The following is a 26,613-nucleotide window of genomic DNA, read 5'->3' on the forward strand; positions in this document are numbered from 1 at the left end:
CTCAGGTGGTGTCGGGGTCCTCGGGGTGCCGCCGCTTGCGCTCGAGGTCCCGCAGGAAGTCCTCGTCGTCGTCGGGCGCCACGATCCGCCGCGGCGGTCGCTGGGTCCGGCCCTGCGTGGGCCCCAGTAGGCCGCGACGCTGGATCACCCGGACCAGGAGGTACGTCGCCAGGGCGAACAGCGCGATGACCAGCAGGAGCTTCAGCACCCCTCCAATGTAGGCGTTGCTTGGTGACGACCTACCCTGGAGGCGTGAAGGAGTTCTGGGTGTACACCGGCCTACGGGTGGTTCTGTTCGTGGCGGCGCTCGCCGTCGTCTTCTCGGCCTGGCTGCTGATCGCGGGCGAGGCGAACATCCTGGCCTCCGTCGTCATCGCCTTCCTGGTCAGCGGCATCGGCTCCTACTTCCTGCTCGAGCGCCAGCGCCAGGCCCTCGCCCAGCACGTCGAGGCCCGCGCCTCGCGCGCCACGACGAAGTTCGACGAGATGAAGACCAAGGAAGACGTCGACTGACCTGTGTGGTCGTCGCTGGTCGAGGAGCGAGGCCCCGCGCTGGTTGAGGTGCGAAGGACGGAGTCCTGAGCCTCGAAACCCAGCGGACCGAGAAGCAGCGGTACGGCGGCCGCGGACGCCAGTCGGATCCCGGCTGATTCAAAGGCCACTGAGATCACGCGGTCGCCGATGGGTTGGCGGCTGCTTCGGGTCGACCGATGTGGTCACCATCGCAGAGGCCAGTACGACGGCGCCGAGTGACGCTGGTTGAGGTGCGAAGGACGAAGTCCTGAGCCTCGAAACCCGGCGAGCCGGGAAGCAGCGCCGGGTACGGCGGGCGCCGAACGTGACGCTGGCTGAGGTGTGAGGCGCCCCAGCGCCGAGCCTCGAAACCCCGCGCCCCGAGAAGCAGCGCCGGGTACGACGGACGCCCACCGACGCTGGTTGAGGTGCGAAGGACGAAGTCCTGAGCCTCGAAACCCGGTGAGCCGAGAGACGGCGGGCGAGCACCCCCGGCCGCTGTGGATGAAGAACCCGGACTGTCGGTGGTCGCACCTACCATCTTTGTATGGCCACTCGGGAACTCCACGACTGCGACAACGCATCCGCGTTGCTCGCCTACGTGGGCGCCGAAAGGCAGATCGAAGCCCGAGCCGCCGCCCACCAACTAGCCGCCGCGGTCGCCTGGGCCGGCATGCACTCGACCGATTCATTGGACGACGCCGCGGTGCTGATCGCGGGCGCCGAGGAGGCGCTGACGATCGCCGGACCGGGTGCGCCGCTCGTGGCTGAGTTCAGCGTCCTGGAGTTCGCCGCCGCGCTCGGCCTGTCCACCGACGCGGGGCGGATGTACCTCGGTGAGGCGGTCGAGCTGGCCCACCGGCTCCCGCGCCTCTACGCCCGCGTCCAGTCGTTGGAGCTCCCGGTGTGGAAGGCGCGGCGGATCGCGAAGTCCACCCTCGACCTGCCCATGGCGGGTGCGGCGTACGTCGACGCGCACTTGCACGCGGTGGCGCACAAGGTCTCGATCGCGCAGCTCGACCGGACCGTGGAGGAGGCGAGGGTCCGCTTCGACCCCGACGAAGCCCTCGCCCGGCAGGTCGCCGCCCAGGAGGGACGTCACTTCGACATCGAGACCCGCCAGGTCTCCTTCGACGGCTGCGTCGACGTCCACGGCACCCTCGACCTCGCCGACGCCCTCGATCTTGAGGACGCCGTCGCCCGGCGTGCGCGTGACCTCGGCGCCCTCGGTCTGGACGCGCCGTTGGACGTCCGCCGATCGATCGCGGTGGGTGACCTGGCTCGGCGCCAGCTCTCGCTCGACTTGAACGCCGAGGCGCCTCCAGCGGGACCGGGCACGAAGCCGCGGCAGGTGCTGCTGCACGTGCACCTCTCCGAGGCCGCCCTCGCCGGGTCAGGAAGCGAGCTGGACCTCGCCCGGGTGGAGGAGACCCGCTCGTTCGTCTCGGCCGAGCAGGTCAAGTCCTGGTGTGCGAACCCGGACACGCAGGTGGTCGTGAAGCCGGTCGTCGACCTGGCTGATCACGTGCATGTCGATGCCTACGAGGTCCCGGACCGGTTGCGTGAGCGTCAGGTCCTGCTCCAGCACACGTGCGTGTTCCCGTGGTGCCAACGCCGAGCCCGCCGGGCGGACTGTGACCACATCGACGCCGCCGCCCGCGGCGGTCCGACGTGTGACTGCAACATCGCACCGCTGTGCCGGCGACATCACCGGGCGAAGACCCACACGCGATGGCGCTACGACAAGACCGACGACACCAGCTTCGTCTGGCGAAGTCCCAACGGGCTCGTCTTCGGACGCGACCACCACGGCACGATCCCGCTCGAGACCCTGCAGCCCTGACCGGCACCGCCCGTCAGGGCTACAGGCGCGCCTTCCCCCGACGCTGGTTGAGGTGCGAGCGGAGCGAGCCTCGAAACCCGGTGAGCCGAACGGCGGCGTCGACTAGAGGCTGCTTCTTGGCTCGCTGGGTTTCGAGGCTCAGGACTTCGTCCTTCGCACCTCAACCAGCGGCGGGGCCTGATCATCCGGCGCGAGCATCAGGGCATCAGCCCGTCGGGGCTACAGGCGCGCCTTCCCGGACGCTGGTTGAGGTGCGAGCGGAGCGAGCCTCGAAACCGGGTGAGTCGAACGACCGCGACGACTGCAGGCTGCATCTCGACTCGCCGGGTTTCGTGGCTCAGGACTTCGTCCTTCGCACCTCAACCAGCGGCGGGGCGGCCCCGGACTTCGTCCTTCGCACCTCAACCAGCGGGGGATCGGCCGGCGTCAGCCGCAGGCGACGAGGGCGGCGGTGGTGAGGGCGGCCCAGGCGAGCTCGGCGGTGCCGGTGGACTGCAGGACGGGGATGAGGGCGGGGCCGGTGGCGTCGGAGAGGACGATGCGGAGGCCGGGGGCGGCGAGGGCGAGGAAGAGCAGGCCGACCAGGACGCACCAGGACGTCACGGCGGCGAGGGCGACGACGGCGAGGGCGGCGACGAGCACGAGGGCGACGTACAGCAGCCGGGTACGGCGGTCGCCGAGGACGACGGCGAGGGTGCGTTTGCCGGCGACGGTGTCGGTGGGGATGTCGCGCAGGTTGTTCACGACGAGGATGGCGCAGGCGAGGGCGCCGATGCCGACGGCGGCGTACAGGGCGGCGAGCTCCCACGTCTCGGTCTGGACGTACGTCGTGCCGACCACCGCCACCAGGCCGAAGAACACGAAGACCATCACCTCGCCGAGGCCGAGGTAGCCGTACGGCTTGGAGCCGCCGGTGTAGTACCAGGCGGCGAGGACCGAGACCGCGCCGACGGCGAGCAGCCACCAGGCGGTGGCGGCGGCGAGGACGAGGCCCGCGACGCCGGCGACGGCGAAGGCCAGGAACGCGGCGCGCTTGACCGCAGCGGCCGACGCGGCGCCCGACCCCACCAGGCGCATCGGTCCGACCCGCGCGTCGTCGGTGCCGCGGATGCCGTCGGAGTAGTCGTTGGCGTAGTTGACCCCCACCTGCAGGGCCAGGCTCACCACCAGGGCGAGGAGCGCCTTCCACGCCACGAAGCCGTCGACGTACGCCGCCACGCCCGAGCCGGCCAGGACCGGCGAGACCGCGGCGGGGAGCGTGCGGGGCCGGGCACCGGCCAGCCAGTCACCAGGAGTTGCCACGAGGAGTGATTCTGGCAGGCCCCTCAGAGCTGGTCGCCGCCCGGCTCTCCGGGCTGGGTCACGGTCGGCGGGCCGACCGGCGGCGGCTCCTCCTCGGCGGTCGGGTCGGACGCCGCGGCGTCGGCGAGTACGTCGGGCGGCACGTTGCGCTCCAGGAACCGCCGGGCCATCGCCGTCGAGGGGTGCAGGCCCGCCGCGGCGACGGCGATGATGCCGGCGATGACCATCCAGCCGACCCCGCCCCAGTTCATCGCCATGAAGGTGTACGCCGCGGGCGCCCAGACCCGCCCGAGGGTGCTGCTGAGCTCCGCGGCGCCCTGGTACTCACCCCGTCGGCGCGGGTCCATCAGCTCGGCCTCGAACGTCCAGCTGGCGGCGGAGAGGAAGAGCTCGGCGCCGGTCAGCGTCACGTGGCCGAGGAAGAACAGCACGACGGTGACCCAGCCGATGGTCTCGTGGGTGGAGAGCGTGATGACGCACGAGACGACGAAGAACACCGTCGAGACCCGGATCGCCCGCAGCGCGGTGGAGCGGTCCTTGATGCCGCGGGCGGCGGCGAGCGGCAGGAAGATGCACATGACCGTGTTGGTGCCGAAGAGCAGCGCGAGCACCGACCAGGGAGCGTCGGTCTTCTCCACCAGCCACAGCGGGATGACGACGTTGAGGATCACCTGGTTGGTCCACAGCACCCCGGAGAAGAACATCGACAGCAGCCAGCCCGCGTTCCGCATCGGACCGGGGCCGGGGATCTTCGCCTTGCGCTCCTCGGCGGTCTTCAGGTCGTGCGGGGCGCGGGGGAGGCGGGTGATGAAGTAGGCGTTGACCAGGAAGACGACGGCGGTGAACAGCGGCACCGCCTCGATCAGGGTCAGCGACTCGAACGCCAGCGCGACGCCGCCCGTCAGCGAGCCGAGCGTGAAGCCGACGTTGAGAGCGGAGTACATGTAGGCGCGCGAGGTCACGCGTTCGTGCGGCGGCAGCACGTCGATCGTGTACGCGCCGTGGGCGGTGCTGCCCAACGCGCCCACGATCTCGGTCACGACCGCGACGGCGACGTACCCCGCGAAGCTGTCGATGAACGGCCAGAGCGCGAACATCGACGCCTGGCCCACCCCGCTGACCGCCCAGGCGCGCTTGGGGCCGATCCGGTCGACGAGCCGCCCCATCGGGTACGCCGCCACGAAGGCGGCGGCCCCCGCCAGGGTCAGGCCGAGGCCGACCTGCGCCGCGCTGAGCCCCACGACCTGGGTGAAGAACACCGCGGAGCCGGCCATGAAGGTGCCCTCGCCGAGGGCGAAGAGGACCGACTGCAGGGAGAGGCGGCCGGCGAGCGGGGACGGCGGAGCGAAGCGCCCGAGAAGGGTTGGCACCGCGGCATCCCATCACGACCGGTTAGGTTTCGGCACATGGGAATCGGGGTGGCGCAGTGGCTCTCCGCGGCCGACCCGGAGCCGTGGGTCGTGGAGACCTCGGGATCGACCGGCCGCCCGAAGCGCGTGGTGCTGCCGCGGGCCTCCGTGCTCGCCTCCGTGGAGGCGTCCGCACGCCGACTGGGGGCCTCGGGTCAGTGGCTGCTCGCGCTCCCGGAGACGTACGTCGCCGGGCTGCAGGTGGTCTGCCGGTCGCTGGTCGCCGGCCACGAGCCGGTCCGGCTCGACGACCACCCGTCGCTCTCGGCAGCGGCGGCGGCGATGACCGGCGAGCACCGGTTCGTCTCGCTCGTCCCGACCCAGCTGCACCGGCTCCTCGACACGGATGCCGAGGTGCTGGCCGGGTTCCACACGATCCTGCTCGGCGGCGGGCCGATCGACCGGACGCTGCGCGAGCGGGCGGCCGCGGCCGGCGTACACGTGGTGGCGACGTACGGCTCGGCCGAGACCGCCGGGGGCTGCGTGTACGACGGTCTGCCGCTCGACGGCGTCGGGCTCGCGATCGGTGCCGACGGCCGGGTACGGATCAGCGGCCCCACCCTCTTCGCCGGGTACGACGGCGACCCCGGGCTGACCGCCGAGGTGCTGGTCGACGGGTGGTTCCTGACCTCCGACGCCGGTCGGCTCGATGAGGACGGGCGGCTGCAGGTCCTGGGCCGGCTCGACGACGTGGTCGTGACCGGCGGCGTCAACGTCCCCGCGCCCGCGGTCGCCGCGCGGCTGCGCGAGCATCCCCGGGTCGACCAGGCGGAGGTGCTCGGCGTCCCCGACGAGGAGTGGGGCAACCGGCTGGTGGCGTTCGTGGTGGGCGCGATCTCCCTGGAGGACGCGCGGGCGTGGGTGGCGCAGGAGCGTCCCCGCTCTTGGGCGCCCCGCCAGCTGGTCGTCCTCGACGCCATCCCGCTCCTGGCCAACGGCAAGCCCGACCGGCTGAGGTTGAAGGAGCTCGCATGAGGGTCGTCTCGGTCCCGATGCGCACCCGCTTCCGCGGGGTCACCGTCCGCGAGGCGGCGCTGTTCGAGGGACCCGCCGGGTGGGGGGAGTGGAGCCCGTTCCTGGAGTACGACGCGGAGGTCGCCGCACCCTGGCTGCGGTGTGCGGAGGAGGCCGCCGCGGGGGACTGGCCGGCGCCGCTGCGCGACCGGGTCCCCGTCAACGTCACCGTGCCGGCGGTCGGTCCGGACCAGGCGCACGCCGTCGTACGACGCGGCGGGTGCGCGACCGCCAAGGTGAAGGTCGCCGAGCCGGGGCAGGGCCTCGCCGACGACGTGGCCCGGGTCGAGGCGGTCCGCGACGCGCTCGGTCCGGCCGGCCGGATCCGGGTCGACGCCAACGGCGCCTGGGACGTCGACGCCGCGGTCGCGGCGATCACCGCACTGGACCGCGCCGCCGGCGGCCTGGAGTACGCCGAGCAGCCCTGCGCGAGCGTCGAGGACCTCGCGACGGTCCGCCGGCGGGTCGACGTACCCATCGCCGCCGACGAGTCGATCCGGCGCGCGGCGGACCCGTACCGGGTGCGGGACCTCGAGGCGGCCGACGTCGCCGTCCTGAAGGTGCAGCCGCTCGGCGGGGTGCGGGCCTGCCTGCGGATCGCCGAGGACATCGGGCTGCCGGTCGTGGTCTCGTCCGCGCTCGAGACGAGCGTCGGCATCGCAGCGGGGGTGGCCCTGGCGGCGGCGCTGCCGGAGCTGCCGTACGCGTGCGGGCTCGCCACGGTCCAGCTGCTGACCGACGACGTCACCCCGAGCTCGCTGCTGCCGGTGGACGGCGCGCTGCCCGTCGTGGTCCCCGCCGTCGACCCGGCGGCCCTGGACCGCCTCGCGGCCGACCCCGACCGGGTCGCGCACTGGGAGGCCCGGCTCGCCGCTGTCCGTGCCGTGGGGCAGGATCGACGCTCGTGACCGACCTCCCGACCAGCACCGACCTCGCGCGCAGCGTCGTGCGCTCGCTGCTCGACGGCGGGGTCACCGAGGTCGTGGTCGCCCCGGGCTCGCGCAACGCCCCCCTCTCCTTCGCCGTGTACGACGCGTCGCGGGCCGGTCTGCTGCGGCTGCACACCCGCATCGACGAGCGGTCGGCGGGCTTCCTCGCGCTCGGGCTGAGCAAGGTGCACGCCCGCGCGGCCGTGGTCTGCACGTCGGGCACCGCCGTCGCCAACCTGCACCCCGCCGTGCTGGAGGCCGCCCACGCCGGCGTGCCGATGGTGGCGGTGACCGCCGACCGCCCGGCCCGCCTGCGCGGGACCAGCGCCAACCAGACCACCGACCAGATCGGCGTCTTCGGGCCGCTCGTGCCGACGACCAACCTCGCCGAGCCCGGTCCGTTCGCACTGGTCGAGGACGGCCCGACCCACCTCAACGTGCAGCTCGACGACCCGCTCGTCCCGACCGAGCGGTGGACCCCGTGACGACCCTCCCGATCGGCCCGCGCACCGTCGTCGTCGCCGGGGACGACGCCGGCCCGCCGCCGCGGATCCTCGCCCAGGACGGCGGCTGGCCGCTGCTGGCGGAGCCCACGAGCGGCGCCCGCACCGGCGACCACGCGCTGCGCTGCTACCGGCTGCTGCTCGACGGCGAGCTGGGGCGCAGCATCGAGCGTGTCGTCGTCTTCGGCCGGCCGACGCTCTCCCGTCCGGTCTCCCGGCTCCTCGCCCGCGACGACGTCGAGGTGCTCGCCGCTCCGGGCCGGGGCGCCTGGTCCGCCCGGCCCTTCCCGGTCGCCGGCACCGTCGACCGCGACACCCGGCCGGCCGGCCGCGACGATCCTGCGTGGTTCGACGCCTGGCGCGAGGCGGACCGCTCGCTGGGTCGCCAGCTCGACGCCCTGCTCGCCGCGGAGGACGGGCTCACCCCGCACGAGGTCGCCGGGACGGTGGGCCGCGCCGTACCTCCCGGTGGCCTGCTGTACGTCGGCGCCTCCAGCCCGATCCGCGACCTCGACCTGATGGCCCGCGGGTACGCCGTCGGCGACCGCCGCAAGGTGATCGCCAACCGGGGTCTGTCCGGCATCGACGGTGTGGTCTCCAGCGCGATCGGGGCCGCGCTCGGTCGGCCGCACTCGACGCGCAGCCTGGCGCTGGTCGGCGACGTGACCTTCCTGCACGACGCCAACGGCCTGGTCCTCGGCCCCGGCGAGCCCGAGCCCGAGCTGACCATCGTGGTCTCCAACGACGACGGCGGCTCGATCTTCTCGATGCTCGAGCAGGGCGCACCCGAGCACGCCGAGCAGTTCGAGCGGCTGTTCGGCACGCCCCACGGCGTCGACCTGGCCCAGCTCTGCGCCGCCACCCGCACCCCGCACTGGCGGGTCGGGTCGGTCGCGGAGCTGGAGCACGCCCTCGCCTCGCCCAACGGCGGCATCGAGATCGTCGAGGCCGTCGTCCGACGCGACAACCGCCGCGACCTCGACGAGCGGATCCGCGCCCTGCGTCCCTGACGGCGACCTGGGAGAATCGGCGGGTGGACGTCGCCCTGCTCTTGTGTGGTCTCGCCGTCGGCGTACTCGTCTGCACGGAGGTCGCCCGGCGCATCGACGTCCCGGCACCGTTCCTGCTGATCGCGGTGGGCGTCGCGGCGTCGTACGTCCCGCAGGTGCCGCAGGTCTACCTCGACCACGACGTGGTGCTGCTGGGCCTCCTGCCGCCGCTGCTGTACGCCGCCGCGCAGCAGACGTCCCTCGTCGACTTCAACGCCAACCGGCGCCCGATCCTGGCGCTCTCGGTCGGCCTCGTGATCTTCACCGCCGCCGGTGTCGCGGTGGTGGTGCACCTGCTGCTCCCCGGGATCTCCTGGGCGGTGGCGTTCGCCATCGGCGCGGTCGTGGCGCCGCCGGACGCCGTCGCCGCGACCGCGATCGCCCGCCGGATCGGGCTGCCGCGCCGGATCGTCACGATCCTGGAGGGCGAGTCGCTGGTCAACGACGCGACCGCCCTGGTCGGCCTGCGGACCGCTCTCGCCGTCGCCGCCGGCACCGGCCTGGACGCCTGGGAGGTGTCGCTCGACTTCGTCCGCGCCGCCGGCGGGGGCGTGCTCGTGGGCATCGTGTTCTTCGTCGTGGTCGCGAAGGTGCGGCGCTGGATCGACGACCCGGTGACCGACAGCGCGATCTCGCTCGTGGTCCCGTTCGCGGCGTACGTCCTCGCCGAGGAGCTGCACGCCTCGGGCGTGCTGGCCGTCGTGATCGCGGGTCTGCTGCTCGGGCACAAGGCCCCCGTGCTGCAGTCGGCCCAGTCGCGCATCGCCGAGCGGCTGAACTGGCGCACCATCGCGTTCGTCCTGGAGAACACCGTCTTCCTGCTGATCGGCCTGCAGGCCTGGTGGATCATCGAGGGTGCCGTCGACAGCGATCTGGGTCTGGGCCGGATCGTCGCGGTCTGCGCGGCGGTGCTCGGCGCGGTGATCGTGCTGCGCCTGGTCTGGGTCTTCCCGTCGCGCTACCTGTTCAGGCGGCCGACCGTCGACCCCGACACCGGGGAGACGCCGCCGTGGACCTACACGTTCCTGCTCGGCTGGGCCGGGATGCGCGGCGTCGTCACCCTGGCGGCCGCGTTCGTGATCCCCGAGGGCACGGAGGACCGCGAAGTGCTCGTGCTGATCGCGCTCACCGTGGTCGGCGGGACGCTCTTCCTCCAGGGCATGACGCTGCCCTGGATCGCCCGGACGCTGAAGGTGCCGTCCCCCGACCCGGTCGAGGACGCCCTGGCCCGGGCCACCCTGCTCCAGCAGGCGTCCAAGTCGGCGCTGCACCGCCTCGACGAGCTGGAGTACGACGACCGCCACGGGATCGTCGATCTCATCCGGCAGCGCCTCGACCAGCGCAACTTCGCCGCCTGGGAGCGGCTCGCCACGGTCGAGGACCAGGAGGCGCCGAGCGAGCTCTACAGCCGGGTCCGGCTGGAACTGCTCCAGGCCGAGCGGCACCGGGTGCTCGAGATCCGTTCGGCGGGCACCGTCCCCGCGGAGGTGGTCGCCGACGTGCTCGCCATGCTCGACGTCGAGGAGTCGATGCTCGACGTCGCCTCCGAGGAGCGTCAGCAGATCCGGATCTCGGCGAGCGGGCGGCGTACCGGCGAGACGTGCGCGGACCTCGACGCCCGACCGGCGATCCAGACCGTCGAGGACCCCGCCTGCCAGCGCTGCCTCGAGGAGGGTCTGCACTGGGTCGCGCTGCGCCAGTGCCTGACCTGCGGGAACATCGGGTGCTGCGACTCGTCGACGGGCCAGCACGCCACCGCCCACTTCCACGACACCACCCACCCGGTGATGCAGTCCGCGGAGCCGGGCGAGGACTGGCGGTGGTGCTACGTCCACCACCTCACCGCGTGAGGGCCTCCTCCAGGGTCCGCGCGGGACGGCCGGTGACCCGCTCGACGTCGTCGGTGACGTCGGCGACCGAGCCGTCGGCGATGGCGGTGTAGGTGCTCACCCAGGCGTCGAGCTGCCAGTCCTCGGCGTCGGGGTACGACGCGCGCCGGGAGGCGTAGGCCTGCTCGAGGGTCTCGTCCTCGAACCGCAGCTCGCGCCCGAGGGCCGTCCCGGCGCGGTCGGCGACCTCCGCGAGGGTCAGCGCCTCCGGTCCGGTCAGCGTGTAGACGGCGCCGGCGTGCTCGGCGGGGGAGCGGAGCACGGCGGCGGCCACGTCGGCGACGTCGGTGCGGGCGACGGCGGCCACCCGGCCCGCCCCGGCCGGCCCGCGGATCACGCCCGCGCGGTCGGCGAAGAACGGCAGCACGTCGACGTAGAAGTTGTCGCGCAGGATCGTCGCGGTCAGTCCTGTCTCGCGGATCGCGCTCTCGGCGTCGAAGTGGTCGCGGCCCAGGGTGAAGGTCGCGTCGGCGGCGGCACCGGCGAACGAGGTGTACACGACGTGGCCCACCCCGGCCGCCGCGGCCGCCCGGATGAAGGTGCGGTGCTGCTCGCGCCGGTCGGGCGCCTCGCTCGCCGAGACCATCAGCAGGGTGTCGACGCCCCGCAGCGCCGCGACGGCGGCGGGCTCGTCGGCGTACTCGCACTCGCGGACGTCGGTGTCGTAGTCGGGCGCGCGGGAGGCGTCCCGCACGACCAGCCGCAGGTCCGCGCGCAGGTCGTCGGCCAGCGCGCGGGCGACCAGCCCGCCCACCGCGCCCGTGGCTCCGGTGATCGCGATCGTCATACGCCCCAGTGTGCGCGGCGGGTGGGGATCAGTGGCCCGGGGTGAAGCGGATCGGGAACTCCAGGGCACCGGTGTTGCCGCTGACGGGGAGCCAGCGGCCGGGGCCGTCGGGTACGGCGTCGGGCATCCGCTGCGCCAGCAGCGGGAGCGCGACGGCCATGTCGGTGCGGGCGACGAAGTGGCCCAGGCAGTGGTGCACGCCGGCGCCGAAGCCGTGGTGCGGGGGCCGCTGCTGCGTGATGTCGAACGACGGGTCGGGCATCGCGGCCGGATCGGTCCCGGCACTGTGGGACAGCATCTGCACGATGCCGCCCGCGGGGATGTGCAGGCCCTGGAACTCCACGTCCTTGATCGCCTCGCGGGTGACCCAGGTGACCGTCGGGTTGACCCGCATGACCTCCTCGACGGCGCTGCCGCCCAGGTCGGGGTCCGCGCCGAGCAGCCGCCACTGGTCGGGGTGCTGCAGCAGGGTCTGCAGGGCGAGGCCGAGCTGGTTGCGGGTGGTCTCCATGCCGGCGAAGGCGAGGAAGACGAGCGCGACGCCGAGCTCGTGCCGGGTCAGCCGCTCGCCCTCCACCGAGGCCTGCACGAGGGTCGAGACCAGGTCGTCGCGCGGGTGCGCGCGACGGTCCTCGACCACCTCGTCGAGGTAGCCGTGCAGGCCCTCCAGGGCCGCCTCGATCCGGCCGACCTGGTTGCCGACGTCGATCGAGAACGACGCCCCCAGGTCGTCGGCCCAGTGCGCGACCTGGCGCCAGTGCGACTCGTCGAGCCCGAGCAGCACGCAGATGATGCGGGCGGCGTACGGCTCGGCGAACTCGGCGATGAACTCCACGCTGCCGCGGTCGGCGAAGCCGTCGATCAGCTCGTTCGCCAGCGCCTGGAAGCGCGGTCGCATCGCCTCGATCGTCTTCTTGCGGAACGCCGGCACCATCAGCCGCCGGATCCGGGCGTGGTCGTCGCCCTCCAGGCTGAGCAGCGTCTCGGCCCACCAGTCGCTGAACAGCCCCGAGTGGATGCCGTTCTGCGCGGGCCAGCGGGCGTTGCCCTGCCGGAACCGCCGGTCCTTCAGCAGCGCCGAGACCTCGGCGTACCGGAGCACGGCCCAGCCCCAGTTCGTCTCGACGTACCAGCTCTCGTCGCGGGCCGCGTGCACCTGCGCCGAGGTGACGTCGAACTCGGGGTCGGACAGGTCGAAGCTGGTCGTCATCGGGTGCCCGCCCGGAGCATCCGCACGTGCAGGCCCTCGTCGTGCTCGTCCTCGGTGCCGTCGAGGCGGAAGCCCTGCCGCTCGTAGAACCGGATCGCGCGCTCGTTGCCCGCCAGGACCCAGACGTACGCCGCCCGGTCGGCGATGGCGGTCTGCAGCAGCGCGTAGCCGACCCCGGTGCCCCAGTGGGTGGCGCGGACGTAGAGCGCCCACAGCTCCAGGTCGATGCCGTGGTCGTCGAGGTCGTTGTCCCGACCCGGCCCGGCGGTCGCGAAACCCACCAACCCGTCGGGTCCCGAGGCGACGTACGTCGGCTCGCTGCCGGACCCCAGGATCTCGCGCCACCGCTCGATCCGCTCGGCGACCCGGTCGCGCCGGTCGTCGAGGAGCTGCTGCGGCATCAGGCCGGTGTACGCGTCGTCCCACACGTCGAGGTGCAGGTGGGCGAGGGCCTCGGCGTCGACGGGGCTCGCCAGGCGGATGGTCACGCCGTCCGAGGTGGTGGTCACCCGAGCATCGTAGGGACCCGGCGGATTAGGTTGGTCGGCATGCGGATCACCAAGTTCGGCCATGCCTGCGTCCGGATCCAGCACGAGGGCTCCACCATCGTGCTCGACCCCGGCGTCTTCACCGATCGGGCCGCGCTCGACGGCGCGGACGCCATCCTGATCACCCACGAGCACGCCGACCACTACCTGCCCGAGCACCTGCAGGCGGTCGACGTACCCGTCTTCACCATCGACGCGGTCGCCGCGAAGATCCGCGAGGACGCCCCCGACGTCGCCGAGCGGACCACGGTCGTGGCGCCCGAGCAGACCTTCGAGGTCGCCGGCCTGCCCGTGCGCGCGGTCGGGGAGCTGCATGCGGTCATCCACCCCGACTACCCGCGCTTCCACAACAGCGGCTACGTCATCACCGCGGGCGCCGAGAAGGTCTACCACCCCGGCGACGCCCTGACCGGCCCCGGCGAGCAGGTCGACCTGCTCCTCGCTCCCGTCTCGGCCCCGTGGCTGAAGGTCTCCGAGGCCATCGACTTCGTCCGCGAGGTCGCCGCTCCCCGGAGCCTGGCGATCCACGACCGGATCTACTCCGAGGCCGGCCTCGGCTTCGTCGAGACCCACATGAACAACTTCCTGCCGCAGCAGGGCCTCAGCTACGTCCGGATCGCCGACGGCGAGGACCTCGCCTGACGGCGACCGACGCCGGTTGAGGTGCGAGCGGAGCGAGCCTGACGCTGGTTGAGGTGCGAGCGGAGCGAGCCTCGAAACCCGGTGAGTTAAGAGGCGGCGGTGGCCGATGCTGTCTTTCGTCTTGCTGGGTTTCGAGGCTCAGGACTTCGTCCTTCGCACCTCAACCAGCGGTGCTTGACGCTGGTTGAGGTGCGAGCGGCAGCGGTGGTTGACGCTGGTTGAGGTGCGAGCGGAGCGAGCCTCGAAACCCGGTGAGTTAAGAGGCGGCGGTGGCCGGTGCCGTCTTTCGTCTGGCTGGGTTTCGAGGCTCAGGACTTCGTCCTTCGCACCTCGACCACCGTCAGGGAGCGAGAGCGTCGCGGACGGGGACGAACTTGGCCTGGGCCTCGGCGAGCTCGGCCTCGGGGTCGGAGTCGCCGACGATCCCGCAGCCGGCGAACAGCCGCACGGTGCTGCCGTCGAGCGACGCCGAGCGCAGGGCGATGCCCCACTCACCGTCGCCGGAGGCGTCCATCCAGCCCACCGGCCCGGCGTAGCGGCCGCGGTCCATGCCCTCGATCTCGGCGATCAGCGCCGTGGCGACGGGGGTCGGGGTGCCGCCGACGGCGGCGGACGGGTGCAGCGCCTCGGCGAGCTGCAGCGACGACACGGTGGCGGCGTCGTGGACGACGCCGTTCACGTCCGTCGCGAGGTGCATGACGTTCGGCAGGTGCAGCACGAACGGCGCCTCGGGCACGTTCATCGAGGAGCAGTGCGGCTCGAGCGCGTCGGCGACCGAGCGGACGGCGTACTCGTGCTCCTCGAGGTCCTTCGACGAGCGCGCCAGGGTCGCGGCGAGGGCGAGGTCGCGCTCGTCGTCGCCGGTACGGCGGATGGTGCCGGCCAGCACGCGTGAGGTGACCAGTCCGCGCTCACGGCGGACGAGCATCTCCGGCGTGGCCCCGAACAGGCCGTCGACGTGGAAGGTCCAGCACATGGGATAACCGGCCGCGAGCCGGCGCAGGGGCCACCGGACGTCGATCGGCTCGGCGGCGGTGGCGATGAGGTCGCGGGCCAGGACGACCTTCTCCAGGTCGCCGGCGGCGATGCGCGCCACGGCGTCGGCGACGACCGACATCCACTGCTCGCCGTTGAGCGCGCCGTCGGCGAACCGGACCCCGACCGGGGCGGCCGGGACCTCCTGCGCGAGCGGTACGCCGACCTCCGGGCCGACCGTGGTCAGCCAGGCGGAGTCGCCGCGCCGTCCCACCACGACCGACGGCACGACCAGGATCGAGTCGCCCGGGTCGTCGGCGAACGCGAAGGAGCCGAAGGACACCAGCCCGGTGCCCGGCTCCTGGACGCGGTCCTCGACGGTGGCGCGCGCCGTGGTCTCGCTCCACCACTTGGCGGCGTCGGCGAACCGCGTGGGTCCGCTGGTGCGCACCTCGGCGGCCACGCCCCAGCCGACGAGCCCCTCGCCGCGGCGCAGCCAGGTCACCGGCCGGTCGTGGGGAAGCAGGTCGAGCAGGGAGTCGGCGACCGCGGGGTCGACAGGCACCGTCCGGGCGACCAGGGGGCCGGCCGGAGGCTGCCCGTCCGGGGTCGCGCTCGTGCTCACGACACGAGCGTAGTCGGCCGCAGAGTGGGCCACTTGCCCGGCTCGTGGGGTTCGTGGGTAACGTCACGGGCGTGCAGAACACTCCCGCCGCCCAGCGCGCCGTCGGCCTCGGCCTCGGTGCCGTCGTCCTCGGGCTCCTGATCGTGCTCGCCGTCGCGCTCCCCAAGGCGCAGGGCGACACCGGCTCGACCGGCGCCGACCTGCCGGCCACCCTGCCGGGCGGCTGGACCGCGACCGACGCCCTCGAGGTCGACGACCTGCCCGCCGAGGCCGGCATCGACGAGCAGGCGATCGAGCGCCAGGCGGACCGCCGCGCGTACGCCGAGGAGGCGTACGCCGAGGTGTACGACGACGCGCCGTCCTTCCGGACCTACACGGACGACACGCTGCAGAAGTACGCGCTGGTGACGGTGTTCGCGGGCGAGGCGCAGGCCTTCGCGCCGGGCGACCCGCCGGTCGACCCGGAGGCCGAGGGCATGGCCCGCTCGACCTCCGAGCTCGTCCGCGAGGGCGACGCCCTCTGCTCGGTGAGCTACCAGGCCGTCGCCGCCGGTCAGGACGCCGGCGCCCCGACCTCGATCAGCTGCCAGCTGCCGACCGCGGGCCGGACGATCCAGCTCCAGGCCCAGGGCATCTCCGTCGAGGACGCCTTCGATCTGCTCGACGAGCTCGCGACCGCCGTCGCCTGACCCGACCCGCGTCAAGTTCTGCCGACTCGGCGAGCAAGTTCTGCCGACTCGGCGTCAGGACCGGTAGACGACGACCGGGTCGCCGAGGCGGACCTGGTCGAAGAGCCAGGCGATCGCGTCGCGGTCGCGGACGTTGACGCAGCCGTGGGAGGCGCCGGCGTACCCGACGGCAGCGAAGTCCGGGCTGTAGTGGACCGCCTGGCCGCCGCTGAAGAACATCGCGAACGGCATCGAGGTGTCGTACAGGCTCGACACGTGGTCGCGGCTCATGGACCGGACCGTGAACGCGCCCTCGCGGGTCGGGGTTCCGGACCCGCCGAAGCGCGCGTCGACGGTCTTGAGCACCTCGCCGTCGACGACCCAGCGGACCGTCCGGCTGGTCTTGTCGACGCAGACCGCCCGCCCGGACCGGCAGCGCCGGTCCAGGCGTCCCGGCCTGTTGCTGCCGCCGCCGCGCAGCTCGGCCCGGGTCGGCGTCCTGGTCATCTCCCGGAGCCGGCGGAGGGTACGCCGGTCGACCGCGCCCGTGACGCGGAACTTCCGCTTGGCCTGGAAGCCGCGCACGGCCTCGGTCGTCAGGGCGCCGTACCGCCCGCTGGGGTCGGCCTGCAGCCAGTCGAGCTGGATCAGCCGGGCCTGGAGGCGACGTACGGCGGGGCCGCGGTCGCCCGGCGCGAGGATCGCGGACGCGGCCGGGGCGGCCGAGGGAGCGGCGGCGGCGTACGCCGGGGTCGGCATCAGCAGCGCGAGCGAGACGACGAGCACCAGGCGGCGCACGAGCGACATGGCGGTCTCCTGCGGGTAGAGGGAGTGGAGAGGGACACGAGGGAGACGCCCGGGGAGCGGGGTTGGTTGCATCCGGCTCCGGACTCGCGACGCGACGGCTCTAGCCTGTGCGGGTGGCCCGTGCAGAGCTGGACAAGCAGCCGACCGACGTCCGACGCATGTTCGACGCGGTCGCGCGTCGTTACGACGTCACCAACGACGTCCTGTCGTTGGGTCAGGACCGGCGGTGGCGCCGGTCGGTGATCGCTGCGGTCGACCCGCAGCCGGGGGAGCGGGTCCTCGACCTCGCCGCCGGCACCGGTACGTCGAGCCAGCCGTTCGCCGACCGCGGCGCGCGGGTCGTCCCGTGCGACTTCTCCCTCGGGATGCTGCAGGTGGGGAAGCAGGCCCGCCCGCACCTGCCGTTCACGGCCGGCGACGGCACCCGGCTGCCCTTCGCGGACGACACCTTCGACGCCGTCACGATCTCCTTCGGCTTGCGCAACATCGTCGACCCGCTCGCCGGCCTGACCGAGCTGCGCCGCGTCACCAGGCCGGGCGGCCGGCTCGTGGTCTGCGAGTTCAGCCACCCGACCTGGGCGCCGTTCCGGACGGTCTATCTGGAGTACCTGATGAAGGCGCTGCCCGCGATCTCACGGGCGGTCTCGTCCTCGCCGGACGCCTACGTCTACCTCGCCGAGTCGATCCGGGCCTGGCCCGACCAGGAGCGTCTCGCGGCGATGATCGCGAAGGCGGGCTGGACCCGCCCGGAGTGGCAGAACCTCTCGGGCGGCATCGTCGCCCTGCACCGCGCGACCTGCTGAGGCGGGCGCTCAGCCCGGCGGCAGGATCGTGAACGCTCCCGGCAGGGTGAGCGTCGGGCCGCCGCCGGTGGCGCGTACGTCGTACGTCCCCGGGGCGAGCTGGGGGACCTGGCAGGACGAGGCGGCGAGCACGCCCTGCGCGGAGGCCACGGTCGTGCAGCTGTGCGTCCCGCCGATGGACACGACGACGGTGCTCCCCGGGACCCAGTTCGACCCGTCGACCCGGAACCTGCTGTCGGCCGCGCCGGAGGTCACTGCCGGGACCAGGGTCACGCGGTGCACGGTCAGCGTCACGGTCGCGGTGCCCCCGGCCGCGTCGGTGACCGTGAGCTCGTGGGGGCCTGCGGGGAGGTCGGGCAGGGGCACCGCCAGGTTGCGGACCTGTCCGGAGCTGTCCGTGCGCCCGGTGGCCAGGTCGGCACCGCCCAGGGAGACGGTCACGTCGCTGCCCGGCGCGAGCCCGACGGCGTCGAGCCGGGTCGTCTGGCCGGGGGCCACCCGGGCCGGTGTCGCGGTGGCGCTGCCGACCACGGTGAACGTCCCGGCGGAGATCGCGGGTCCGCCGCCGGCGGCTCTCAGGTCGTAGCCACCCCCGGCGAGATTCGGGACGGTGCAGGTGCCGGGCCCGAAGGCGCCCGCGGCATCGGTCTGGAACGTGCAGGGGTTGACGTCGCCGACGTGGATGGTGACGTTGACGCCGGCGGGCCAGTCCCGCCCGCTGACCCGGAACGTGCTCGCGGGTGCTCCGCTGCGGGTGGACGGCTCGACGGTGGGCGCGAAGACCGTGACCTCGGCGTCGGCCGTGTTGCCGGCGGCGTCCGTGACCCTGAGGGGATGAGCACCGGCGGCGAGCGCGGGGACGGTGGCGGAGACCGAGCTGACCTGGCCGCTGGTGTTGGTCCGACCGGTGGCGACGGCACTTCCGCCGATGCTGAAGGTGATGTCGGAGGTGGCGGCGAGTCCGGACGCTCTCAGGGTGGTGGACTGGCCTGCTGTCACCCGGGCGGGAGTGGCGGTGACCTCGCCGACGACGGTGAACGTTCCCTGCGGGCGTAGGTCGACGCCACCACCGGTCGCGCGCAGCGGGTAGGACCCGCCGGCGACGAACGGCACGCTGCAGGTCCCCGGGCCGAACGATCCCGTCGCGCTCACGACGAACGAGCAGGGGTTGACGTCGCCCACGTAGAAGGCGACGACGGAGCCGGCCGGCCAGTCCTGTCCGCTGATCTGGAAGGTCGTGCCCGGTGCACCGGAGTCCCTGGTGAGCTGGAGGGTGGGCGCGAAGACGGTGATCTCGGAGGTGGCCGTGTTGCCGGCCGCGTCGGTGACCTGCAGCGGATGGGTGCCGGCGGCGAGGTCGGGGACGGTGGCGGAGACCGAGCTGACCTGGCCGCTGGTGCTGGTGCGGCCGGTCGCCACGGTGGTGCCGCCCAGGGTGAAGGTGACGTCCGAGGTGCCGGCCAGGCCCGACGCGGCGAGGGTGACGCTCTGACCGGCGGCGACCCGCGTCGGACTCGAGGAGACGATGCCCACGACGGTGAAAGCGGTGGGGAGGACCGACTGCACGCCGCCGCCGGCGGCGCGCACCTGGTAGTCGCCGGCCGCGATCCACGGCACGGTGCAGGTGCTCGGGCCGAACGACCCGGTGGCGTTCGTGATGAACGAGCAGGGGTTGACGTCGCCGATGTGGATGGCGACGACGGCACCACCGGGCCAGTCCTGCCCGCTGACCTGGAGGGTGCTGCCGGGCGCCCCGGTGTGGCGGGTGAGCTGGACGGTCGGGGCGAAGACGGTGAGGTCGGTGGTGGCGGTGTTGCCGGCCGCGTCGGTGACCTGGAGTGGATGGGTGCCGGGGGCGAGGTCGGGGACGGTGGCGGAGACCGAGCTGACCTGGCCGCTGGTGGTGGTGCGGCCGGTCGCGACGATCGTCCCGCCCAGGGTGAAGGTGACGTCGCTGCCGGCGGCGAGGCCCATCGCGGCGAGGGTGACGCTCTGACCGGCGGCGACCCGGGCAGGGCTCGCCGAGACGCTGCCCACGACGGTGAACCCGGCGGGCACGCTCACCTGCGCCCCGCCCCCGCTCGCCCGCACGGGGTGGTTGCCGCCGGCGAGGTACGGCACGGTGCACGTGCTCGGACCGAAGGAGCCGCTGGCGTTCGCGATGAACGAGCAGGGGTTGATGGAGCCGACGTGGACGACGACGGTGGCATCGGCGGGCCAGTCGCTCCCGCTGACCTGGAAGGTGCTCTCGGGCGCTCCGGTGTGCCGGGACAGCACGAGCCGAGGTGCGATGACGTCGACCGAACCCGTGGCGGAGCGCCCGCCCGGCTCGGTCATGGTGATCTCCTGGGACCCGCCGTCGAGCGCCGGCACCGTGATCGTGGCGCTGACCCGACCATCGGTGCCCACCGTGGCGGAGCCGGTCGGGACGACGGTGACCCCGCCGACCGTGATCGACACCTGCTGGCCGGAGGCGGCGAAGCCGCGGCCGGTGAGGGTGAGCGGGGCGCCCGCCGTGACCGACGGGGTGGCCGGGTGCACGGAGGCCAGCACGTCGAAGGTGGTGGTCGCGGTGGCGACCCCGTTGGAGGCCCGGACCTCGCGGGCGCCGCCGAGGACGTCGGGGACCGTGCAGGAGCCGGAGACGGAGCCGGACTCGTCGGGCGTCAGCGAGCACAGCGAGGAGGTGCCGACCAGCAATTGGACCGACTGCTCGGACTCGGGCCAGCCGGCGCCGGTGACGCTCACCCGCTCGCCCGGAGCAGCGGCGGCGGGAGCGACCTGCAGGCTCGCCGTGACCACGTCGACGGAGCCCGTCGCCTCGCCGCCCGCCGGGTCGGTGACCCGGAGCACGTACGTCCCCGTATCCAGGTCCGCCGGGACGGCGACCTGGCCCGGCGCCGCCGTCTGGCCGTGGCTGTCGGTGGTGAGGGTGCCCAGGGGACGCTCGCCCAGGGTGACCTGCAGCTGAGCACCGGCGGCGAAGCCCCGCGGCCGGAGCGCGAGCCGGCCGCCGGCGGTGACGGCCGGGCTCACCTGGCGCAGCACCGGCCGTACGACGACCGCACCGGAGGTCGCGACGCGCACCCCTCCGACGGCGCGGACGGCATGGCTCCCGGTCGGGAGGCCGGGGACCGGGCAGGTGTCCGCGACCCGACCGTCGTCGGCGGAGGTCAGTGTGCAGACCTCAGCGCTCCCGAGCTCGACCCGCACCTCGGTGCCGGCCGGCCAGCCGGCACCGGAGACCCCGACGTCGTCGCCGGGACTCGCCTCGCGCGGGGTCACCTCGATGCTCGCCTCGACCTCGCCGGACACCTCGACCGGGGCGCTCGGTTCCGACGCGGGTCCGGTCCAGGGACCCAGCACGGCACGGACCGCGAAGGTCCAGGTGCCGGGCTCGACGGCCGTGTCGCGGCACGACGTGGCGGTCACGACACCCGCGCAGGCACCCGTCGCCGGCACCGTGGCCCCGGACTCCTCGTGTCGGCGCAGCACCCGGTAGCCGCTCGCCGGGACCTCGCCGACCCGGACGGCGGTCCAGGCGACGTCGGCGCCCCCCGCCACGCCCGAGGCCGTCGGGGCGTCCGCAGCCGGCAGCTGGGCCGTCCGGGCTGCGGCGGCGCCCTGGGCGTCCGAGCTCCAGCCGGCCCAGGCGACGGCGCCGACGCCGAGCGTCAGTACGGCGACCAGCACGCAGCGAAGGATGGTGACGAGCCGGGGGCGGGTGCGCGGCATGGGAGTTCTCCTGAGCGAGTACGACGGGGGAGGGGGCGTAGCGGCGGGGTCAGCGCAGCTGCTTGCCGGTGGCCTTCAACGCGAGCCGGAACGTGCGTCCCTGGCAGGCGTTCGGCGCGGCGCGGAGCAGCTGCACCGGGACCCTCACGGTCACGCTGCGGCGCGGCCGGAGGACCTTCTTCGTGCGCACCGTCCCGGCGCGGAGCATCGAGGCGGGACAGGTGCCGGCGGCCTTCGGGCGGGCGGTGACGCTGCGCAGGCGGACGGACTTGCGGGAGGTGTTGCGGACCACCACGGGAACCGTGGCGGTCCGGCCCGGGTAGAGCCCGGTCACCTTGCCCTTCTGCGTCACGCTCAGGACGGGACGGCGCTGCTTGTCCCACGAGCCCGGCACCGCGAGGGCGGTGAGCTGGAGCAGGCCCGTCCCGAGCAGGACGGCGCAGACGATCGCGACGACCCGCCTGCGCCGTGGGGCCGTGGTCACCGCTGCGAGCCGCTGAGGGACAGGTCGACGCTCAGCGTGACGCCCTGGCACTCGTCACCGGCGTCCTCGGCCAGGCCGATCACGCCGGGCAGGGTGCCCGCCGCGGTGCCTCCGGCGGGCACGGCGAGATTCAGGCTGGTGGGTGCGGTGCCGGAGAGGACGACGTCGTCGGTGCCGCACGACCCGCTGGCGTCGAGGTCGCCGTACGAGACGCCGGTGAGGGTGACGGGGTACGGGTTGGGGTTGGTCACGCTGAAGCCCACGGCGCCGGCCGGGCCGCCGGGGTAGAGGCCGGCGTCGGTCGCCGCGGCGGTGACGGTGAGGTTGCGTGCGGTCCCCGTCGACGCCGAGCCGGCGCCGGAGCCGTTGGCGCTCCACAGGGCGAAGGCCACACCGGCGGTGGCGAGGGAGACGGCGGTGCCGGCGGCGACGGCGGTGACACGGGTGCTGCGCTTCATCGGAGGTCCTCCAGGGTCAGGGGTCGGTCGGGGCCGACGGTCGCCGCCCAGGCTCGGTGTCCCGGCGACCCGGACGCCACGGCCCGCTGTCCCCTTTCGCCGGGCGGGCCGCGGCCCGACCGTGGGGCGCCTACCACGCCGCGCGTGTCGCTGTGACCGCGCCGGCGCGTGCGGGAGCCGGTCCGCGTGATCTGCGGCACGCGGAAGCGTTCGTGCAGGTCAGCGGGCCGCGAATTAGGGCACGCTCCCATGCACTAAATGCGCTGGTCAGAGGGGTTGTCGCCGTTATCGGACCCTGCCGTGCAGGCGTCGGCGAGCAGTGGCAGTATGTGCGCCACGACACTTCGTGATTCAGTTCACAAAGTCACAATCCGAGACGGTCACGAGGCTCTAGTCACAGGAGGCCGACGGCATGGAGCTCTACACCCCGGTGCTGTTCCTGGCCGCGCTCGCGGCGTTGTTCGCCGTGGGATCGGTGGCCATGTCCGCACTGGTCGGGCCGAAGCGCTACAACCGCGCGAAGCTCGACTCCTACGAGTGCGGCATCGAGCCGACGCCCCAGCCCGTGGGCGGGGGCCGGTTCCCGGTGAAGTACTACATCACCGCGATGCTCTTCATCGTCTTCGACATCGAGATCATCTTCCTCTACCCGTGGGCCGTGCACTTCGACGCGATGAAGCTGTTCGGCCTGATCGAGATGGTCATCTTCATCGCCACCGTCTTCGTCGCCTACACCTATGTGTGGCGACGCGGCGGCCTCGAGTGGGATTGAGAGCTGCGATGCACTGCACCTGCCTGCGTTCTCCTCGGTCGTCGACCGCTCCGCTGCGCTCCGCACCAAGGTCGACTTCCCTCGTCGGCCTTGGCATGCACAGCGCCTCACAACTCTCAACAAGCTGGGAGATCTGACATGGGCATCGAGGAGAAGCTCCCGAGCGGCGTCCTGCTGACGACCGTCGAGGGCGTCGCCGGCTACATGCGCAAGGCGTCGTTCTGGCCGGCCACCTTCGGCCTGGCCTGCTGCGCCATCGAGATGATGACCAGCGGCGGTCCGAAGTACGACCTGGCCCGCTTCGGCATGGAGGTCTTCCGGGCCAGCCCGCGCCAGGCCGACCTGATGATCGTCGCCGGCCGGGTCAGCCAGAAGATGGCGCCGGTCCTGCGCCAGATCTACGACCAGATGCCCGAGCCGAAGTGGGTGCTCGCGATGGGCGTGTGCGCCAGCAGCGGCGGCATGTTCAACAACTACGCGATCGTCCAGGGCGTCGACCACGTCGTCCCCGTCGACATGTACCTCCCGGGCTGCCCGCCGCGCCCGGAGATGCTCATCGACGCGATCCTCAAGCTCCACGAGCAGGTCCAGACCAAGAAGCTCGGCGCGAACCGGCTGGCCGAGATCGAGGAGCGCGAGAACGCCGCGCTGAAGGCGCTGCCCACCTCGGACATGAAGGGGCTGCTGCGATGAGCGACGAGAAGGCCCCCGACCAGGCGGCGGTCGACCAGTCGCCCGAGAACGCCCCCGCCACCACCGACCCCGAGGTGCACGCCGTCGGCGTGCGCAGCGGGATGTTCGGGGTCAAGGGCAGCGGTGACACCAGCGGGTACGGCGGCCTGGTGCAGCCGGTCGTCCTCCCCGGGGCCGCCCAGCGGCCCTTCGACGGCTGGCACGAGGAGGTCGCGAGCGCGCTCGACGTGGCCCTCGCCGCCGGCGGTGTCGAGCACGCCGTCGAGAGCGTCGTCATCCACCGCCGCGAGATCACCTTCCACATCCGCCGGGAGGACCTGCCGGCCGTCGCCCAGGTGCTCCGCGACGACCCGAGGCTGCGCTTCGAGTTCTGCGCCGGGGTCAACGGCGTGCACTACCCGGCCGACACGGGCCGCGAGCTGCACGCGGTCTACCACCTGCTCTCGATGACCCACAACCGCCGGATCCGGGTCGAGGTGACCGCGCCCGACAGCGACCCGCACATCCCCTCGATCGTCACGGTCTACCCGACCGTCGACTGGCACGAGCGCGAGACGTACGACATGTTCGGGCTGATCTTCGACGGTCACCCGGCGCTCACCCGGATCCTCATGCCCGACGACTGGCCGGGCCACCCCCAGCGCAAGGACTACCCGCTGGGCGGCATTCCCGTGGAGTACAAGGGCGGCTCCGTCCCGCCGCCGGACCAGCGGAGGTCGTACAACTAATGAGCACGACTGAAGACCTGTACGCAGGCACGAGCGAGACCTCCGAGGGCCGGGTGTTCACGGTCACCGGCCAGGACTGGGACCAGATCGCCGAGGGTCTCGCCGAGGAGGTCGAGGAGCGGATCGTCGTCAACATGGGTCCGCAGCACCCGTCGACGCACGGCGTGCTCCGCCTGATCCTCGAGATCGAGGGCGAGACGGTCAGCGAGGCCCGGTGCGGCATCGGCTACCTGCACACCGGCATCGAGAAGAACATGGAGTACCGCTCCTGGGTGCAGGGCGTCACCTTCTGCACCCGGATGGACTACCTCTCGCCGCTGTTCAACGAGGCGACGTACGTCTTCGGCGTCGAGCGGCTGCTCGACATCGAGGACGACGTGCCGGAGAAGGCGCAGGTCATGCGGGTGCTCCTGATGGAGCTCAACCGCATCTCCAGCCACCTGGTCGCGATCGCCACCGGCGGCATGGAGATCGGCGCGCTGACCGTGATGACGATCGGCTTCCGGGAGCGCGAGCTGGTCCTCGACCTGTTCGAGCTGATCACCGGGCTCCGGATGAACCACGCCTTCATCCGGCCGGGCGGCGTCGCCCAGGACCTCCCCCCGGGAGCGCTCGACGAGATCCGCGGCTTCGTGGCGCTGATGAAGAAGCGGCTCCCCGAGTACGCCGCCCTCTGCAACGCCAACCCGATCTTCAAGGCCCGCCTCGAGGGGGTCGGCCACCTCGACCTGGAGGGCTGCCTCGCGCTCGGGCTCACCGGCCCGGTGCTGCGCAGCACCGGCTACCCGTGGGACCTGCGCAAGTCCGAGCCGTACTCCGGCTACGAGACCTACGACTTCGAGGTCCAGACCTGGGACACCGCTGACGCCTACGGCCGGTTCCGGATCCGCCTGAACGAGATGTGGGAGTCGCTGAAGCTCATCGAGCAGGCGGCCGACCGGCTGGCCGGTCTCGAGGGCGCGCCGGTGATGGTCGACGACAAGAAGATCGCCTGGCCCAGCCAGCTCGCGATCGGGTCCGACGGCATGGGCAACTCCCTCGACCACATCCGCCACATCATGGGCGAGTCGATGGAGGCGCTGATCCACCACTTCAAGCTGGTGACCGAGGGCTTCCGGGTCCCGGCCGGCCAGGCGTACGTGCCGGTCGAGTCGCCGCGCGGCGAGCTTGGCGCGCACGTCGTCTCCGACGGGGGCACCCGCCCGTTCCGGGCGCACTTCCGCGACCCGTCGTTCACGAACCTGCAGGCCACGAGCGTGATGAGCGAGGGCGGCATGATCGCCGACGTCATCGTCGCGATCGCGTCCATCGACCCCGTCATGGGAGGCGTCGACCGGTGAGTCACCCCACGAACGAGATCAGCGACGCGACGTACGCCGAGCTCGAGCAGATCGCCGCCCGCTACCCCGAGGCGCGCTCGGGCCTGCTGCCGATGCTGCACCTGGTGCAGTCGGCCCAGGGCCGGATCACCCCCGAGGGGATCGAGGCCTGCGCCGACATCCTCGGCATCTCCGCGGCCGACGTCAGCGGCGTCGCGACGTTCTACACGATGTACAAGCGCAAGCCGGTCGGCGACTACCACGTCGGGGTCTGCACCAACACGCTGTGCGCGGTCATGGGCGGCGACGCGATTTACGAGGCGTTGAAGGAGCACACCGGCATCAGGTCGCAGAACGGCGTCACCGAGGACGGCAAGGTTTCACTTGAGCACATCGAGTGCAACGCGGCCTGCGACTTCGCGCCGGTCGTGATGGTCAACTGGGAGTTCTTCGACAACCAGACGCCGGAGTCGGCGCGGCAGCTGGTCGACGACCTGCGTTCCGGGCAGCCGGTGGTGCCGACCCGTGGTGCGTCATCGGTGTGCACTTGGCGCGAGGCGGAGCGAGTGCTCGCCGGTTTCACTGACGGTCGCGCCGATGAGGGCATCGGCGCGGGCCCGGCGACGCTGGAAGGTCTGAAGCTCGCTCGCGAACGAGGAGACAACGGGTGAGGCTCACGCCGGTCCTCTCCAACAACTGGGATGCCGAGAGGTCGTGGACCTTAGACGGCTACGGCGGTGATTACACCGCTGCCCGCAAAGCACTGACCTCGATGGACCCGGATAGCGTCATCGCGCTGGTCAAGGACTCCGGGCTGCGTGGCCGCGGCGGCGCCGGCTTCCCGACCGGCAGCAAGTGGGGCTTCATCCCGCAGGGAGACGGCAAGCCGCACTATCTCGTGGTCAACG

Annotated in this window: 26 protein-coding genes and 1 pseudogene; 16 read left to right on the forward strand and 11 right to left on the reverse strand. The window is 72.8% G+C overall.

Annotated elements, in window-relative coordinates:
- Window position 1: 1 nt before the first annotated feature.
- Window positions 2-208, reverse strand: coding sequence for a hypothetical protein (locus tag VMF51_RS04055; RefSeq protein WP_325473120.1), 207 nt, complete (start codon window positions 206-208; stop codon window positions 2-4).
- A gap of 44 nt (window positions 209-252) precedes the next feature.
- Here VMF51_RS04055 and VMF51_RS04060 point away from each other — a divergent pair, with 44 nt between their 5' ends.
- On the forward strand, window positions 253-513 hold the full coding sequence (locus VMF51_RS04060; protein ID WP_325473121.1) for a DUF4229 domain-containing protein: 261 nt from the start codon (window positions 253-255) through the stop codon (window positions 511-513).
- Between the two features lie 547 nt (window positions 514-1,060).
- Complete coding sequence (locus VMF51_RS04065; RefSeq protein ID WP_325473122.1) at window positions 1,061-2,356, forward strand: HNH endonuclease; 1,296 nt, start codon at window positions 1,061-1,063, stop codon at window positions 2,354-2,356.
- 426 nt (window positions 2,357-2,782) lie between these two features.
- Here VMF51_RS04065 and VMF51_RS04070 read toward each other — a convergent pair whose 3' ends face one another.
- The gene (locus VMF51_RS04070) at window positions 2,783-3,658 is read right to left on the reverse strand and encodes a 1,4-dihydroxy-2-naphthoate polyprenyltransferase (RefSeq protein WP_325473123.1); all 876 of its coding nucleotides are present in this window, start codon (window positions 3,656-3,658) and stop codon (window positions 2,783-2,785) included.
- Window positions 3,659-3,681: 23 nt separating this feature from the next.
- Window positions 3,682-5,028, reverse strand: coding sequence for an MFS transporter (locus VMF51_RS04075; RefSeq protein WP_325473124.1), 1,347 nt, complete (start codon window positions 5,026-5,028; stop codon window positions 3,682-3,684).
- A gap of 36 nt (window positions 5,029-5,064) precedes the next feature.
- Between VMF51_RS04075 and VMF51_RS04080 the strand changes: the two genes are divergently transcribed.
- The 5 genes from VMF51_RS04080 to VMF51_RS04100 are packed head-to-tail and all read left to right on the forward strand — an operon-like array spanning window position 5,065 to window position 10,412.
- On the forward strand, window positions 5,065-6,042 hold the full coding sequence (locus VMF51_RS04080) for an AMP-binding protein (RefSeq protein ID WP_325473125.1): 978 nt from the start codon (window positions 5,065-5,067) through the stop codon (window positions 6,040-6,042).
- Window positions 6,039-6,989 (forward strand): o-succinylbenzoate synthase, encoded by a 951-nt coding sequence (locus VMF51_RS04085; protein WP_325473126.1) that lies wholly within the window; start codon window positions 6,039-6,041, stop codon window positions 6,987-6,989. The genes VMF51_RS04080 and VMF51_RS04085 overlap by 4 nt, the downstream gene beginning before the upstream one ends.
- The gene (locus VMF51_RS04090) at window positions 6,986-7,495 is read left to right on the forward strand and encodes a thiamine pyrophosphate-binding protein (protein WP_325473127.1); all 510 of its coding nucleotides are present in this window, start codon (window positions 6,986-6,988) and stop codon (window positions 7,493-7,495) included. Before VMF51_RS04085 ends, VMF51_RS04090 begins: the two co-directional genes overlap by 4 nt.
- On the forward strand, window positions 7,492-8,523 hold the full coding sequence (locus VMF51_RS04095; protein ID WP_325473128.1) for a thiamine pyrophosphate-dependent enzyme: 1,032 nt from the start codon (window positions 7,492-7,494) through the stop codon (window positions 8,521-8,523). The genes VMF51_RS04090 and VMF51_RS04095 overlap by 4 nt, the downstream gene beginning before the upstream one ends.
- Window positions 8,524-8,546: 23 nt before the next feature.
- A complete protein-coding gene (locus VMF51_RS04100; protein WP_325473129.1) occupies window positions 8,547-10,412 on the forward strand; it encodes a Na+/H+ antiporter in 1,866 nt (621 codons plus the stop codon).
- Here VMF51_RS04100 and VMF51_RS04105 read toward each other — a convergent pair.
- From VMF51_RS04105 to VMF51_RS04115, 3 genes are read right to left on the reverse strand one after another with little or no spacing between them, the layout of a single operon-like run.
- Window positions 10,402-11,238 carry an NAD(P)H-binding protein gene (locus VMF51_RS04105; RefSeq protein WP_325473130.1) on the reverse strand — a complete coding sequence of 279 codons (837 nt, stop codon included), beginning with the start codon at window positions 11,236-11,238 and terminating at the stop codon, window positions 10,402-10,404. The two genes, VMF51_RS04100 and VMF51_RS04105, sit on opposite strands and share 11 nt — an antisense overlap.
- A 28-nt stretch (window positions 11,239-11,266) precedes the next feature.
- On the reverse strand, window positions 11,267-12,448 hold the full coding sequence (locus VMF51_RS04110; RefSeq protein ID WP_325473131.1) for a cytochrome P450: 1,182 nt from the start codon (window positions 12,446-12,448) through the stop codon (window positions 11,267-11,269).
- Window positions 12,445-12,957, reverse strand: coding sequence for a GNAT family N-acetyltransferase (locus VMF51_RS04115; RefSeq protein WP_325473132.1), 513 nt, complete (start codon window positions 12,955-12,957; stop codon window positions 12,445-12,447). Before VMF51_RS04115 ends, VMF51_RS04110 begins: the two co-directional genes overlap by 4 nt.
- A gap of 39 nt (window positions 12,958-12,996) precedes the next feature.
- On the opposite strand from VMF51_RS04115, the gene VMF51_RS04120 reads away from it, so the two are divergent.
- Complete coding sequence (locus VMF51_RS04120; protein WP_325473133.1) at window positions 12,997-13,638, forward strand: MBL fold metallo-hydrolase; 642 nt, start codon at window positions 12,997-12,999, stop codon at window positions 13,636-13,638.
- A 340-nt stretch (window positions 13,639-13,978) separates the two neighbouring features.
- On the opposite strand, the gene VMF51_RS04125 is transcribed toward VMF51_RS04120, so the two are convergent.
- Window positions 13,979-15,238, reverse strand: coding sequence for an isochorismate synthase (locus VMF51_RS04125; RefSeq protein ID WP_325473134.1), 1,260 nt, complete (start codon window positions 15,236-15,238; stop codon window positions 13,979-13,981).
- Between the two features lie 71 nt (window positions 15,239-15,309).
- On the opposite strand from VMF51_RS04125, the gene VMF51_RS04130 reads away from it, so the two are divergent.
- Window positions 15,310-15,927, forward strand: a complete 618-nt coding sequence (locus tag VMF51_RS04130; protein WP_325473135.1) for a hypothetical protein — start codon at window positions 15,310-15,312, stop codon at window positions 15,925-15,927.
- A gap of 54 nt (window positions 15,928-15,981) precedes the next feature.
- On the opposite strand, the gene VMF51_RS04135 is transcribed toward VMF51_RS04130, so the two are convergent.
- Complete coding sequence (locus tag VMF51_RS04135) at window positions 15,982-16,713, reverse strand: L,D-transpeptidase family protein (protein WP_325473136.1); 732 nt, start codon at window positions 16,711-16,713, stop codon at window positions 15,982-15,984.
- A gap of 113 nt (window positions 16,714-16,826) precedes the next feature.
- Between VMF51_RS04135 and VMF51_RS04140 the strand changes: the two genes are divergently transcribed.
- Window positions 16,827-17,516 (forward strand): demethylmenaquinone methyltransferase, encoded by a 690-nt coding sequence (locus tag VMF51_RS04140; protein WP_325473137.1) that lies wholly within the window; start codon window positions 16,827-16,829, stop codon window positions 17,514-17,516.
- Window positions 17,517-17,525: 9 nt separating this feature from the next.
- On the opposite strand, the gene VMF51_RS04145 is transcribed toward VMF51_RS04140, so the two are convergent.
- Genes VMF51_RS04145 through VMF51_RS04155 form a run of 3 tightly spaced genes read right to left on the reverse strand, consistent with a single transcriptional unit; the run spans window position 17,526 to window position 22,193 of the window.
- Window positions 17,526-21,251, reverse strand: a complete 3,726-nt coding sequence (locus tag VMF51_RS04145; protein WP_325473138.1) for a hypothetical protein — start codon at window positions 21,249-21,251, stop codon at window positions 17,526-17,528.
- A 49-nt stretch (window positions 21,252-21,300) separates the two neighbouring features.
- Window positions 21,301-21,735, reverse strand: a complete 435-nt coding sequence (locus tag VMF51_RS04150) for a hypothetical protein (protein WP_325473139.1) — start codon at window positions 21,733-21,735, stop codon at window positions 21,301-21,303.
- Window positions 21,732-22,193, reverse strand: coding sequence for a hypothetical protein (locus tag VMF51_RS04155; protein ID WP_325473140.1), 462 nt, complete (start codon window positions 22,191-22,193; stop codon window positions 21,732-21,734). Before VMF51_RS04155 ends, VMF51_RS04150 begins: the two co-directional genes overlap by 4 nt.
- A 412-nt stretch (window positions 22,194-22,605) precedes the next feature.
- On the opposite strand from VMF51_RS04155, the gene VMF51_RS04160 reads away from it, so the two are divergent.
- From VMF51_RS04160 to VMF51_RS04185, 6 genes and pseudogenes are all read left to right on the forward strand, one after another.
- Entirely contained in the window at window positions 22,606-22,965 is a 360-nt protein-coding gene (locus VMF51_RS04160; protein ID WP_325473141.1) for an NADH-quinone oxidoreductase subunit A, read from the forward strand.
- Window positions 22,966-23,103: 138 nt separating this feature from the next.
- The gene (locus tag VMF51_RS04165) at window positions 23,104-23,658 is read left to right on the forward strand and encodes an NADH-quinone oxidoreductase subunit B family protein (RefSeq protein ID WP_325473142.1); all 555 of its coding nucleotides are present in this window, start codon (window positions 23,104-23,106) and stop codon (window positions 23,656-23,658) included.
- Window positions 23,655-24,386: an NADH-quinone oxidoreductase subunit C gene (locus VMF51_RS04170; RefSeq protein ID WP_325473143.1), complete on the forward strand. Its 732-nt coding sequence runs from the start codon at window positions 23,655-23,657 to the stop codon at window positions 24,384-24,386. Before VMF51_RS04165 ends, VMF51_RS04170 begins: the two co-directional genes overlap by 4 nt.
- Entirely contained in the window at window positions 24,386-25,726 is a 1,341-nt protein-coding gene (locus VMF51_RS04175; protein WP_325473144.1) for an NADH-quinone oxidoreductase subunit D, read from the forward strand. Before VMF51_RS04170 ends, VMF51_RS04175 begins: the two co-directional genes overlap by 1 nt.
- Window positions 25,723-26,376 carry an NADH-quinone oxidoreductase subunit NuoE gene (nuoE, locus tag VMF51_RS04180; RefSeq protein ID WP_325473145.1) on the forward strand — a complete coding sequence of 218 codons (654 nt, stop codon included), beginning with the start codon at window positions 25,723-25,725 and terminating at the stop codon, window positions 26,374-26,376. Before VMF51_RS04175 ends, nuoE begins: the two co-directional genes overlap by 4 nt.
- A pseudogene (locus VMF51_RS04185) lies at window positions 26,373-26,613 on the forward strand (NADH-quinone oxidoreductase subunit F); the annotation flags it as partial. The gene nuoE and the pseudogene VMF51_RS04185, both read left to right, overlap by 4 nt.

The organism is Nocardioides sp. (assembly GCF_035503875.1).
GTDB lineage: Bacteria > Actinomycetota > Actinomycetes > Propionibacteriales > Nocardioidaceae > Nocardioides.